Source organism: Roseomonas sp. 18066 (genome assembly GCF_902706185.1).
Taxonomy (GTDB): Bacteria; Pseudomonadota; Alphaproteobacteria; order Acetobacterales; family Acetobacteraceae; genus Pseudoroseomonas.
Genome location: NZ_CACSJM010000018.1, coordinates 1 through 12,942 on the forward strand (window position 1 = coordinate 1; position 12,942 = coordinate 12,942).

The window sequence follows — 12,942 nt, forward strand, 5'->3', positions numbered from 1 at the left end:
TATAAGAGACAGGGGTATCGGCCATGCGGGGCGCTCTCCATGCCGGGAAGCCCGCAGCATGGCGGCGCGCCGCCGCCCCGGGCAATTCCTTTCGGAGGCCGCCTCTGCTCGCGCGGAGATGACGAGGCTTTTTCCGTTTCAGCTGAAGGGCTTGCGGCGTCGCGCCCTGCCGGACACGCGCATCTTGCTTGATCGACGCGGCGGTGGTGCCCAGGACAGAAGGGCAACCGGACGGAGCCTCGCATGACCCCCGAGCACCTCGCCGCCATCGCCGCCGCCAATGCCGAGCAGGTCCGCCGCGCCCAGCAGGCCGCGCCGCCACCGCCGCCCGGCCCGCTCGAGACGCTGGGCGAGGGCGCCGTGCAGCTCGACACCGCCAGCCAGCTGGTCGGCCTGGCCGGCGATGTCGGCGACCTGGTGCTGACCGGGCTGCGCGCCACCGGCAGCTGCATCGGCGCGGTCTGCGACCTGCTGCCCAGCCTGGACTAGGCTCAGCCCTTCGGCATGGCGCTGCCCGGCGCCGGGGGCGCCGCGGGCGTGGCGCCGTCGGGCCGCGCGGCGCTGACCTGCTGGCCATTGCCGGTGAAGCGCAGCCGGGTGACCGAGCCGCTGCGGTCGGTCGCCGTGCAGCTGGCCCGGTGCCAGGTCTGGCCATCGGCCGACATGCTGATGTCGCAGCTGCCATTGATCTGCTTGGCCATGCTGCGGCCGTCGATCGAGGTGTGCATCCGGGTCAGGCCCAGATGATACTCCTCCGGCCGCGGCTGGCTGTCGCGATCGGCCTGGAAGCCGATGGTGACGCCGCGGCCGCTCTGCACCGACAGCAGGATGGCGCCGTCGCGGTGCTGCACATAGACCAGCCCGCTGCTGCAGGGGCGCGGGGCATTGTCCACTGTCATCTCGCAGCTGCCGGGGGCGCCGATCACCAGCTTCGGCATCGGCTGGCCCTGGGCCTGCGCCTGGCCGGGGGATTGGGTTTGCGCGCTGGCGAGGGCGGGCAGCAGGGCCAGGGCGGTGATGGCGAGCGTCGTGCGCATGCGGTCTCTCCCTTTGTCTGGTTGCAATCCTGGTGACGCGCCCAGGCTGCGGGGAAAGCCGGCGGCAATGCGGCGCGCGGCCGCAAAGCTGCGTGAGGGGGCCGCTTCAGCGCCGCAGGAAGCGCGCCGCCAGCATCAGCACCAGCCCGACCGCGATGACGCCGAAGGTGGTGGGGGACGCCCGCCAGGCATCGAGCACCGCGGCCGGCAGCCAGGTGAGCCAGGACATGACGCAGCGCGGGATCCACAGCAGCGTGTCCCAGCCCACCACCGAGGCGGCGATGCCGAGCGCCACCAGGAAGACGCCGAGCGACCAGAGCCGGGCCGAGGTCACAGGCAGCATTCCTTCAAGCGGAAGAGATCGATCATGGCCGCAGCTTCGCCATGAATTGCGGCGGAAATGCAAGGCGCCGCGGGCGCGAGGCAGGCCACCTCAGCGGCGGTTCTTCAGCCAGAGGGTGAGGAACATCACGGCGACCATGATGACCACGCCGGTGCGGTGCTGGCTGATCCATTCCAGCGCCTGCTGCAGGGGCATTCTTCTCGTCCTTCGGGATGCTTCGCCGGTCAGCTAGCGGCGGGATGCCGGTGGTGTCCAGCCGGGGCCGTCAGCTGGGGTCACATCGCCCATCGCCCCGATAGACGCCGCGGATTGGCGACGCCGGCGCCGGCATGGCATTCATGGCCGGCCCCGACAGAGACCCGATGCCGCCATGATCCCGCGCCCCAGGCCGTGCCGCTGCCTCCTCGCCGCCGCGGCGCTCGCGCTGCTTGCGACGGTCATCGGCGCGGCCCCGGCCGCGGCGCAGCAGGCCAGCTACTGCAACAACCGGCTGGTCGTCGACGCCTTCTACAACACCATCGTGTCGAACGGCTCGCGGTCGCGCGTCGACTATTACGCGCAGCTGCGCAACACCGGCAGCCAGGCCGTCGCCTACAACGCGCAGTTCACCTACGGGCAGGGGGGCGCGGTCATCGCCGATCGGCTGCAGGCGCATGGCCAGAGCCTGAACGGCCTCGCCAACACCCGGCTGAAGCTGGCGAGCCAGACGATGGCCAATCCCTCCGGCGCCGGCGCCCTCCCCTCCGCCACGCTGGCGCCCTACCTGGTCATCACCTGCCGCTGAGGGCGCGCCGCCCCTCGGCTATCCCAGGTCGAGCGGGTGCAGCGTGACATGGAGCGCCGCGCCCGCCCCCAGCAGCAGCAGGGCGAAGGCCGCGAGCAGCACGGGCCCCGCCCAGGCCGATCCGCGGCGGCGCAGGGCGCGGGCGGCCAGGCAGCCCGCGATCCCCACGGCTGACGGCGCGAGGAGGAGGGGCAGCGCGTAGGGCGGGAACAGCGCGGTGCTGCCCCGGGCCAGCGCGGCCAGCTCGTATCGGTAGGCGTGGAGCAGCAGCGCCTGGGCGACCGCGCTGAGCAACAGCAGCAGCGCGGGGGCGCCTGCCCGTCGCCTCACCCGCCGGGCCTCACCCGCCGGGCCTCACCCGCCGGGCGCCGGGCGCCGGCGCACCCGCCCGTCCTGGACCAGCTGCTCGACCACCAGCCGCATGACCGTCGCATCGACCGCCACGCTGAAATGCCCGAGCCCGCCGAGGCCGGGCGCCAGATCGGCATCGATCACCGTGTCCTGCACCCGCGCGCATCCGGGGCGGGCCGGCGACGGCGCCTCGCCGGGCTGCAGGCGATAGGCGACGGTCAGCCGGACGCTGCAGGCGACCTCGGCCGAGCCCCAGGCGTCGAGCAGCACCATCGTCTCGACCGGAAGGCCGGCCTCGCCAAGCCGCCGGGCGAATCGCGCCGCAGCCGGGCCGCCGGCCGAATAGCCATAGACGGCGATGGCTTGGGGCCGGGGGGCCAGGGCCAGCAGGTCATCGGCCGCCCGGGCCCATTCGCCGGGTCGATGCACGGTGGCGGGCACGCCGCCACGCCGGAGGTCCTGCGCCAGCGCATCCGTGCCGGTGGCGCGGTAGCTCTCGCCCGACCAGTTGAGGCCGGTGAACAGCACGACCCGGCCGACCTCGGGCGCGGCGATGGGCTGCGCCACCTCCTGGTATCCGGGAACGGTGCTGGCGCAGGCCGGGAGCAGCACCAGGAAGGCCAGGCCGGCGATGGGAGCCAGAGGGCGCGGTCGCCCCTGCGTCTCAGCCTCGCGGCCGCTTGCCTGCATCGCGGCCGATCTCCGGGGTGAGCTCGACATCCGCCGTTTCAGCGGCCCCCCTGCACTTTGCTCTGATAGCCGCCAAAGCAATTCTCGGCTCCATCCACGGCGGCGCAGCAATGGCCGTTGGCGAGCTGGCGGTTTCGACATCGACCAGCGAGGCATAGAACATCTGCCTGCCTGCGTAGCCGCCATTGTCATTCTTCTCCCGCACGAAGCCGCACAACCCCTTGGTCCCCTCGCTCTCCACGACGTAGGTCGACGAGAATCGGGCGGATTGCGGATCTCGCAGGTCCCTGGCGACGGCCTGCTCGTAGCGGCGCAGCTGCGCCGGTGTCGCCTGAAGCCGCTGCACCTCGGCTGCCGGATCCGTGGCACGCTGCGCGGCGGCCGTCCTGGATGCGGTCGCTCTCGATGCGCGCGGGGCGATCGGATCCGGCTTCTGGGCGCAGGCGGCCAAGGCGAAAGCTGCGGCCAGAATGAGATATCGCATCAAGCGGCTCCGGAGGGAGGCGCAACCTTATGGGGCGGGAGAAGCGGCCTCAAGCGCGGGCTCGGGCATGAGGGGGCCCCGCGCCTGATCCAGGAGGATGACGCGGTGCAGCCCTGACCTGGCGAGACGCAGGACCTTACGCCGATCGACTGGGATACATTGGGGGGGGGCGCTCGATTTGCGCCTGTCACGCCGGGGGGTTACCCGGTGATTTCAGCGACCTGCCTGACCGGCTGCAAGTCACTGAAAAATTTGGCGGACCCGATACGATTCGAACGTACGACCTTTGCCTTCGGAGGGTAAAATGGTGCGTTTTTTCTGGGCTGATCTGTCTTGCGGGCGTTTGTTAAACCGCTGATTAACCACGATATGCGTTTGCGAGGCTTTGCGCGAGGTTGCGCCGATATGCGTCGCGCTGTTACCCCGGTGTTACCCCGTAGAGCCGGGGTAACAGCCGGAGCGCGAGGCCCAGGACGTGGCGGACAAGCGGAAGATCGGGCTGCGTGAGATCCGCGCCCTCCCCCAGAACACCGAGATCTTCGATGCCGGGCCAGGGGCTGTCCCCGGCTTCGGCGTGCGCCGACGGGCGGGGGCCACGGTCTCCTACTTTGTTATGTTCCGGACGGTTGAGGGCCGGCAGCGGCGCCTAACCATCGGTCAGCACGGCGCGCCCTGGACGCCTGACCAGGCGCGGGAGAAAGCCTTGGCCATTTTGGCCGAAGTGAAGATCGAGCAGCGCGATCCAGCAGCTGAGAAGCGGGAGCGGCGGGAGGCGGCCATCATTGCCGACCTCTGCGAGATGTATCTCGCCGACGCCGAGGCAGGGCGACTGCTGACCCGCCGCGGCACGTCGAAGAAGTCCACCACCCTGGCAACTGACCGCAGCCGCATCAGCTCGCATGTGCTGCCGCTGCTCGGCCCCATGAAGCTGTCATCGCTGACCCGGGCGGACGTCGAGCGCTTCATGCACGCCGTGGCAGAGGGCAGGTCCAGCAAGCGGGAGAAGACCGGGAAGCCGAGGGGCCTGTCGAACGTCCGCGGCGGCAAGGGGAGCGCAGCACGCACGGTTGGCATGCTGGGCGCCCTCTTCACCTACGCTGTCCGCAAAGGCCTCTGCGCGAGCAACCCGGTCACTGGCGTTATCCGCTTCGCCGACAGCCAGCGCGAGCGGCGCCTCAGCGATCAGGAATATGCGGGCATCGGTGCTGGCCTGGTAGCATTGGCTGGCCCGGCTCACCGCGCCGACGGGAAGGAGGGCAAGCAGCAGATCTGGCCCCCTGCCCTGGCGGCCATCCGCTTCCTACTGGTGACCGGCTGGCGCTCTGGCGAAGTCATCGGCCTGAGGTGGAGCGAGGTGGATCTCGTCACCCGCACTGCCCGCCTAGCCGACACGAAGACCGGCCAAAGCATGCGCCCGCTGTCCCAGGCAGCCTGCGCCATCCTCAATGCCCAGTCTCGCGCTGGCGCCGGCGACCTGGTGTTCCCTGCTTCCCGCGGTGCGGGGGTGATGTCTGGCTTCCCGAGCTACTTCGCACGCGTCTGCGCTGCAGGCGGCGTGCCGAGCGATGTCACGCCACATGTGCTCCGGCATTCCTTCGCCAGCCTCGCCGCCGATATCGGATTCAGCGATGCGACCATCGGCCAGATGATCGGCCACAAGGGCGGCGGCATCACCCGGCGGTACATCCACCATGCGGATGCCGTGCTGCTGGCCGCGGCCGATCGGGTGGCAGAAGAGACGATTACACGCATGGGCAGGTAGGCGTTTCGGCGTCCCGCCTGACCGAGCACATGTTTCTAAGCCCAGGGCATGCGCAATAGCGTCGGAACAGTCGGACCGGTCGGATTATCGTTTATTATCAATACCATAATGCATTCCGACGGCTGGTCGGACAGTCGGGTTTGTCGGAACATCGGAAGGTCGGAAAGGGGCTTCCAAGCTTCAGTGGCGTGCCTATCATTAGCCGTAACGAAGGCTCGGGAGGGATGGACGTGGCGCAGCAAAGAAAACTGGAAGCCTGGCGCGTGCTCGAAGATGCCGAGATCGCTCTCGAACGCTTCCGGGGTTCAAAGGACGATGTAGACCGTCGAATCTACTGGATCTCTCTTGTGACCCTAATTCGAGCAGTAGGGCATGTCTTGAAGAAGGTAGATGGCGGCAAGAACGTCAATTTCGGTGCAGTCGTTACAGCGAGATGGGACGTAGCTAGTAAGGAGCCCGAATTTATCAACGTCATAAAACTTCACCGCGATTCCTTGCTGAAGGAATATCGTTTCCACGTTGCCCCGTCGGGCATTCAGGACGAAGCGGGTGAGGATCTATTAACCGAAGATGGCCAACAGATTCTGACGCAGAATTGGTTCGGGCCAGACAAAGACAAGATGGAAAAGCCTGCGGAAGAGATCGCTATCCAGGGGTTGGAATGGTGGAAGAAGGAGCTCGAAGATCTGGAGCGGGTTGCAGGCCCTTGATGACGGATGGATAAAGAGCAGCTCCTTCTAAAGGTTGCTGACATACTCTCGATTTCTGCCATTTAGCGATTCGCTGCGCCGCCCTCATCTGGCATAATCCCCGTAATATACTTGAGGCATTCTTGCCGCGCGGGGATCTGCGAATGTCGGGCTCCAATACAGACCTTGAATTCAAGTTTGGTGCGGCTGGGTTCCAGTCGATTGATGCGTCGTTCGACAAGATCGAATCCCGGCTCGGGACAGCCGCATCGGTGGTGCGGCGATATGGTGAGGAAGCCAGGACCGTTCAGCGGATCTTCGACGAAGGGAAGATTTCCGCCGACCGCTACAACCAGACGATGACGGCGCTGCAGTCGACCACTGAGCGCCAGATCCAGGCGGCGCAGGGCTCCGCCTCTGGCTTCAGCCGGTTCAGCCAAGCGATGGGCGCAGCTGGCTTCCAGGCGCAGGACTTCGCGGTTCAGGTGCAGGGCGGCACCAGCGCCCTCACCGCCATGTCGCAGCAGCTGCCGCAGTTCCTGGGCATCTTCGGCACCGGCGGCGCCATTGCAGGTGCAGCGGTCGCCGCAGGCGCGCTGGCCATCAAGTTCCTCGACATCGGCGGCAACGCGGACATCGCTCGGGAGCGCGGCCAGTCGGCCTTAGACGCGATGACTTCCAGCGCCCAGGAAACCGCCAAGGTCCTCTCCAGCATCAACGACCTGTTCCTGACTGCCGGACAGCGCGCGGCCACGCTAGCGAACCTGCAGCGCAGTCAGCTTCGGACCCAGGCGCAGTCTCGACTGGATGACTTGGGGAGTGGGCGACAGGAACTGGCGCGCCGCCTTGCCGAGGAGGAAGCGTATCTCAGCGATCTGGCCGGCAGCCGGGTAGGCCAGATCTGGAGCGGCCAGGGTCGTAGCATTGACGTCTACCGGGCCGACTCTGCCCGTGATCAGGCGGCGGAAGCCCAGGCCATCGTGCGTGTCCGCGAACTGCGGAGTCAGCTGACCGGAGCCGAGCGCGAGGCAGAGCAGCTGCGAGCCACGCTTACTCGGCTCGACAATGCGGGGCGTTTGGGTCCTGAGGAACTCGGCCCGGCATCCTCCGACCCCGCTGGCCTCAATGCCATGCGGGCACAGCTCGACCAGCGCTTTGCCGCCCAGCAGCAGTATGAGCAGAAGCTGCGCGACATCCGTGCTCAGCGCGTCAACGGTGAGATCTCTGAAGCGGCTGCTACCGAAGCGACCAACCTAGCGCTGCAGCTCCGCAACAAGACCCTGACGGATCTGGCGGAGAAGGCCGCCAAGGCCGCCGGCGCGGCGAAGACCCTCGTCGACGTCTTCGCGATCAATCCCGACGGCTCCCAGGGCGAGGCATTCCAGCGTGAGGCCGGCGTGCAGCGCCTGCTGGATCGTTGGCGCGGGCAGGCCGATCGAAAGGCTGAGGCCGAGACAAAGGCGGATGAGCGCGCGCGGGAGAAACGCGAGAAGGAGCAGGAGCGCGAGCTCGAACGGCGCCAGCAGCGGGAGGAGCGCGTCACCGACGATATCGTTCAGTACAGCTCTGACCGCTTCGCCGACATGTTCACCGCCACGGAAGGTGGCTGGAACAGCATGTGGCAGAACATGCGTCGCACCGCCCTGGGGCTTGTGGCGCGCATCAGCGCTGAAGCGGTCATCCGCCCTATCGTGCAGCCGATCGTTGGCAGCCTTATGAGCAGCACCGCCCTCGCTGGTGCCGCTGGCAGCGTCTCGGGCTCGTCCAGCATCTTCAGCGGGGTGGGCCAGGCGCTTGGCTTGGCGAACCTGGGCGAGACGCTGGGCCTGGGCAGCATCAGTGAGGCCCTGGGGCTTAGCGGTATCGGATCCAGCCTCGGCCTGAGCGGCGGGCTTTCGGGTGCGCTTGGCACGACGCTGTGGACTGCGCCCTCGTCCCTCGGCAGCGCGGCTGTTGCAGGCGCTGACCCGATTGCGATGGCATTTGCTACTGCTGCCGAGGCGGGCGCCCCCGTGACCCTTGGCAGCCTCCTGGGTGGCGCCGGCGCCGGATTCGGCGCGGGTATGCTGCTGAACACCCTCGTCGGCGGCAAGTCGACTGGTGGCATGATCGGGTCCGGCGGCGGCGCCCTGGCTGGCGCGGCGATCGGCTCGATCATCCCGGGCATCGGGACGCTGATCGGCGGTCTCATTGGTGGCGCCGGCGGCGGCCTGCTCGGCGGGCTCTTCGGCCCCGGCAAGCCCAACCCGGCGGGTTCCTTCCAGCTAGGGACCGACGCCAACGGCCAGCTGACGATCTTGTCCGAGCGCTCCAAGCACATGGAGCTCGACGAGCAGCGGGCAACCACGCAGTCGATGCTGGGGAACCTGAATTCCTCGATCGCTGGGCGCGGGCTGAGCCTGCGTGCAGACACGGGCATCAGCCAGATTCACTTCGGCAATGACGAGGACCCCGAGGCGGACAACGACGACCTGGTCCGCTCGGTGCTGGGGAACCTCACGGGCGGCTCGGACAGCGTCATGGCCGTCATTGCCCGGGAGATTGCGCAAGGGGCCGAGGCGAGCCTGGAGACGGCGTTCGGCAATATCGATTGGGTCAGGTCGGTCTATGAGCCGCTGACGTCGACTGCCGAAGCCGTCAGCGCCTTCGACCTGTCCATCGCCGGGGTGAACACCACCTTCGACGCGGCGCGGGCCAAGGCTGCCGAGCTCGGCCTCGCGACCGACGCCCTGGTGCAAAAGCAAGGCGAGCAGATCTCGGCCCTGGTCGAGCAGCGCCATCTGGCTGTCTGGGGCGCGGATGAGAACCTGCTGATCCGCCGGTTGCGTGCGACCGGGCAGGATGAGGAGGCCGATCTTCGGTCGTTCGACTTGGCTGCCGTCGGCGAGCGTGCGGCCTTCAAGGCTAACCTCGAGAGCCTGGGTCTCACCGCGGATAGCGTGACGCAGCGCATGCTGACCCTGGAGGAGACCCTTGGTCAGGAGCGGTTGGCCATTGCGGAGCGCTACGCCGAGCAAGTCAGCCAGGCGGAGAAGCAGGCGGCAGGCAATGCGGCTGGGGTGATAGGCAGCCTCGCCGACTATGCCCGCAGCCTGAACTACAGCGATAGCAGCCCGCTCGGCGCGTCCGAGCAGTTCATGACCGCTCGGTCGCTGTATCTGAGCAATCAGGAAGCGGCGCTCGGGGGTGATGCGACGGCGCTTAGCCAGTTCCAGAGCTACTCGCAGGACTACCTGACGGCAGCGCGCGGCCTTTACGGCAGTGGGACGGGCTACGCGGATGCATTCCGGCAGGTGAAGGACACGCTCGGCGGGATTGGCGCCATATCGCCTGAGACGCTGACCCAAGCTTTCATGACCCAGAACACCGAGACGCAAACCGCCACCCTCGTTGGGGAGCTGCAGGAGCTGCGCGCCGCCGTCGACCGGCTGCAGCGCGAGCAGCAAATGACGACCGCGGCGATGTCGATCGGCCGTCGCTAACTATCGAGCAGGAGATCATCAGAATGAATGACGCCGACCGCCAGGCGCTGGAAGCCCATCTGATCAACAAGGCTCACATGGAGATCCTGTCGACGGCCCAGCGCATGCAGCAGGCCCAGGTACTCCAGGCCGCGCAGATCGATCAGCTGACGAAGGTTTTGCCGGCCATAGCCAGCACGCTGACGGAGATGACGGAATTGTTGAGGACGCTGAGCCAAGATCAGGCGGCACGAACCATGGACCGTGCCGGGGCGTCCCAGCAGAAGCCCGCTCCCCAAGCCGGGGGAGCGGTGCTGGCGCTGGTGCCGGCGTCGAAGCCGGAGGCCGAAGCTTAGGCTCCGAGGCGCAGGCGAGCTCGGTTTGCCTGCAGCAAGCGGCTGAGAGCCTCGTCTTCGCTGATGTCCTCTGGCCAGCCGTAAGCGGCAGCTACAGCTGCATCCAGACGGCGGTGCAGGTTGTCCAACCAGGCGCCTTGCGGTGTGCCACGAGTATTGTAGAGCGCGGTCAGTGTACGCTTCTTGAGCAAAGCAGCGGCGGCAGCATCTTTTGGCAAAATCCGATCGGGAAATCCTGGCGCAACCTCCGGCACTTGAAGGACCAACTCCGGCGGGTTCAGCCATCCGGAGCGCATCTCCGACAGCGCCTGCGCCGCAGCAGCAATACGCTGCGCTCGCGGATCATTCGCGTACTGGGCAGCCGGAACGCTCGGAGCCAGCCCCTCCGGAAAAGGGAAAGTTTCGAAGGTGGTACTTGGCGTGTAGCGAGGATCATTTCCAACCCCCATCCAAGAACACTGGCGGAGGGCCCAAGCTTCGTGGAAGCGGCTATGGAGAATTCCAAAAGTGGTGTCGTCATCGCGAGCGACTATGTTCAGCAAGTTTGCTGGGACGACGCAGAGGGGTAGCCAAACAAAGATCCGATGCTTCGCCACCATGGGGGTCGCGATATAGCGCGTCAGGCCTGCAATTGCTTTGCGCATGGCCGGGCGTGGTTCGGCGTACCGCCACCAATTTCGACGATAGCTTTCGCGGGCGTTAGCCTGTCTTTCCTGTTTGACTACTGTCGCCACATGAGCAAACGGATCGGCGTAATATGCCGCAGAGCTTTCGAGCATATCGCATCCGAAATCTGCGGTCCAAACGTCACGCCATCGCCGTGTCACGTCCATGGCGTTAGCGTAAGGGCGAACAACATCTGAATTTGGGCGACGATTTGGATTGTTTGGCGCAGACAGCCAAGACCGAGCGATCTCTCCGGGAACGTCGAACGATCCCGCAGGCGTCACGCCCATATACGCAACGTTGGCGTTTTCTGGCAGGCGGAGTGCCCCCGTGAGGTCACTAACCCCAGCTGTCAGGTCAGAGAAGATTTCATTTACAGCATCGCCATCCAATTGCTTCTGACCGCTATGCTCAGCGGCAAAACACATCAGAGAGACCCGGACAGATGCGCCTTCGAGTGTCCAAGGCTCGTCTGACCAAGCTTCATAGATCACTCCCGTCTCTCTGACGCGGTCGAGTACTTTCCTGTTGGAACCAGCCCGCACACTATTCGTCACGACTAGCCCGACGCGTTCGGTGCGGCCAGCCTCGATCGCCTTACGCGCCTTTTCTATCCAGTAGCAAACCAGATCCGCTTCGGGTGGAACTTTGCCGGCATAAGCACCAAACATCGTGTCAACGTAGCTGTCGCCCAGCTTTCGACGCTGTACCTTCCCACCTAAGAATGGGGGGTTGCCAACAATTGCATTAGCTTCTGGCCATTCCCGCTCGGTGCCATCGTCCCGAAGGATAGCATCACGGCAGCGGATGGTATCCAAGGTGCGTAGTACAGGGTCGGATGGCGGGGAATATCCATTTCGACGCGCCCACTGAATATGGCCGATCCACACGCTGACACGCGCCAGTTCCGCCGCGTAGGAATTGACCTCCATACCCAGAACTGCCTCAGGCCCAATCATTGGCAGAGAGGGCTCGAGGCCAAGCACCTCCGCCTCAATTCCGATACGCTGTTCAAGATCCTTGAGCGCCAGCAGAGAAAGGTAGAGGAAATTGCCGGATCCGCAGGCTGGGTCCAGAACGCGGAAGGCTCGCAGTCTGTCCAGATAGGCCCGGTAGCTTCCTTGAGCTTTACCCAGCAATGATGCTTTCTTATCAAGGCGAGCTTTACGCTCCTTCAGCAGCCCCGCTTTGGCGGCCCGACTCTCCTGCGTGATGGCTTCGGATGCGAGCGCCTTCGCAGCCTTCTCGCTCTTCGTCGTTTCAGCACGTACTACCTCAGCGCGGGCATCCATGCTGGCCGCAATGCGAGCTTTAGCTGCGGCCCACTCCTCCAGTAGTGGCGAGACTACAACAGCGTTGACCAAGAGATCTATCTTGGCTCGATCCGTATAGTGGGCGCCCAGCTGGCTACGTTTGTCAGGATCCAGGCCGCGTTCGAAGAGAGTACCTAGGATCGACGGATCAATCTCTGCCCAATCCAGCGACGCGGCATTCTGCAACAGCTGCACATCATCCTTTTGAAGTGGCAGCGCGGTATCATCGTCGAACAAGCCACCGTTGAACCACTGCACCGCTTCGAAGCCCACCCGCCCGCCGGGCTTGCCCATTGCGCGAAAGAGTTCGGCTGCGGCATCTGTGAAGCTATCTGGCTTCTTGGCGGCAAAGCCGAGCATCCTGTCGAACAGACCTTCAGGCAGGAGCCCGACATCGTCTGCAAACAGGCAGAAGACTAGCCTGTTGACAAAGTGGGCGACGGTTTGAGGGTCGTGCTTCCTAACCCGCAGCCGCTTTGCCAACTCTGCGAAGTCCGCCGCGGCTTTCTCGGTCAAGGCTTGGCGCGTTGTTGTAGGCAGCCACAGATCTGGTTTAATCCAACACGCAGTTAGTTGGCCGCGCACCTTCGAGTCGCGTAGGTGTTCCAGTTCGAATTCGTGGCGCACGGAAACAGTATTAGTCCAGTTTGTCCGGATGATCATCCGGTCCATGTCGCTGCTAATAAGCAGCGGAGGATTTTCTAGCGCGCCGGCGTATCGGAGAAGCTGATCGTGGGCTTTCTCGAGATTTTCCCCGCGAGACTTATACTCCCACCCAAAGCAGCCGCGCTTCCAGACGTCAGCCCAACCGCCAGTGCCAGAGGTCTTCTTAACCCCTTTTTCGAATGCATAGGTTGCCCCGGTAGGGTCGGAGTTCGGTGTTGGCGTTCCGAGCACCGCGCAGAGATCTAGGAAGTGCTCCTTGGAGGCAGCAGCTTCGTTCCGGGTATTGGATCGCCATTTGGCAATGAAGGCGTCGGCTTTCATGCTGACACCGTTCCATTGC

General features: G+C 65.5%; 12 protein-coding genes. 6 read left to right on the forward strand and 6 right to left on the reverse strand.

What is annotated here, in order from left to right:
* Positions 1-243: 243 nt before the first annotated feature.
* Positions 244-489 carry a hypothetical protein gene (locus GVN67_RS05705; protein ID WP_159993697.1) on the forward strand — a complete coding sequence of 82 codons (246 nt, stop codon included), beginning with the start codon at positions 244-246 and terminating at the stop codon, positions 487-489.
* A gap of 2 nt (positions 490-491) precedes the next feature.
* On the opposite strand, the gene GVN67_RS05710 is transcribed toward GVN67_RS05705, so the two are convergent.
* Positions 492-1,037 carry a hypothetical protein gene (locus tag GVN67_RS05710; protein WP_159993699.1) on the reverse strand — a complete coding sequence of 182 codons (546 nt, stop codon included), beginning with the start codon at positions 1,035-1,037 and terminating at the stop codon, positions 492-494.
* A 106-nt stretch (positions 1,038-1,143) separates the two neighbouring features.
* On the reverse strand, positions 1,144-1,371 hold the full coding sequence (locus GVN67_RS05715) for a hypothetical protein (RefSeq protein WP_235034971.1): 228 nt from the start codon (positions 1,369-1,371) through the stop codon (positions 1,144-1,146).
* 379 nt (positions 1,372-1,750) lie between these two features.
* Here GVN67_RS05715 and GVN67_RS05720 point away from each other — a divergent pair, with 379 nt between their 5' ends.
* Positions 1,751-2,164 carry a hypothetical protein gene (locus tag GVN67_RS05720; protein WP_159993703.1) on the forward strand — a complete coding sequence of 138 codons (414 nt, stop codon included), beginning with the start codon at positions 1,751-1,753 and terminating at the stop codon, positions 2,162-2,164.
* 18 nt (positions 2,165-2,182) lie between these two features.
* Here GVN67_RS05720 and GVN67_RS05725 read toward each other — a convergent pair whose 3' ends face one another.
* From GVN67_RS05725 to GVN67_RS05735, 3 genes are all read right to left on the reverse strand, one after another.
* Positions 2,183-2,494, reverse strand: coding sequence for a hypothetical protein (locus GVN67_RS05725; RefSeq protein WP_159993705.1), 312 nt, complete (start codon positions 2,492-2,494; stop codon positions 2,183-2,185).
* Positions 2,495-2,518: 24 nt separating this feature from the next.
* Complete coding sequence (locus GVN67_RS05730) at positions 2,519-3,082, reverse strand: thioesterase domain-containing protein (RefSeq protein ID WP_159993707.1); 564 nt, start codon at positions 3,080-3,082, stop codon at positions 2,519-2,521.
* A gap of 97 nt (positions 3,083-3,179) precedes the next feature.
* Positions 3,180-3,689 carry a hypothetical protein gene (locus GVN67_RS05735; protein WP_159993709.1) on the reverse strand — a complete coding sequence of 170 codons (510 nt, stop codon included), beginning with the start codon at positions 3,687-3,689 and terminating at the stop codon, positions 3,180-3,182.
* A gap of 475 nt (positions 3,690-4,164) precedes the next feature.
* Here GVN67_RS05735 and GVN67_RS05740 point away from each other — a divergent pair, with 475 nt between their 5' ends.
* The 4 genes from GVN67_RS05740 to GVN67_RS05755 all read left to right on the forward strand — a co-directional run bounded on the left by GVN67_RS05740 (position 4,165) and on the right by GVN67_RS05755 (position 9,957).
* On the forward strand, positions 4,165-5,451 hold the full coding sequence (locus GVN67_RS05740) for a site-specific integrase (protein WP_159993711.1): 1,287 nt from the start codon (positions 4,165-4,167) through the stop codon (positions 5,449-5,451).
* 224 nt (positions 5,452-5,675) lie between these two features.
* Complete coding sequence (locus tag GVN67_RS05745; protein ID WP_159993713.1) at positions 5,676-6,161, forward strand: hypothetical protein; 486 nt, start codon at positions 5,676-5,678, stop codon at positions 6,159-6,161.
* Positions 6,162-6,304: 143 nt separating this feature from the next.
* Positions 6,305-9,622, forward strand: coding sequence for a hypothetical protein (locus GVN67_RS05750; RefSeq protein ID WP_159993715.1), 3,318 nt, complete (start codon positions 6,305-6,307; stop codon positions 9,620-9,622).
* Between the two features lie 23 nt (positions 9,623-9,645).
* A complete protein-coding gene (locus GVN67_RS05755; protein ID WP_159993717.1) occupies positions 9,646-9,957 on the forward strand; it encodes a hypothetical protein in 312 nt (103 codons plus the stop codon).
* Here the strand turns inward: GVN67_RS05755 and GVN67_RS05760 are convergent.
* Entirely contained in the window at positions 9,954-12,923 is a 2,970-nt protein-coding gene (locus GVN67_RS05760; RefSeq protein WP_159993719.1) for a class I SAM-dependent DNA methyltransferase, read from the reverse strand. The genes GVN67_RS05755 and GVN67_RS05760 overlap by 4 nt on opposite strands.
* Positions 12,924-12,942 lie beyond the last annotated feature (19 nt).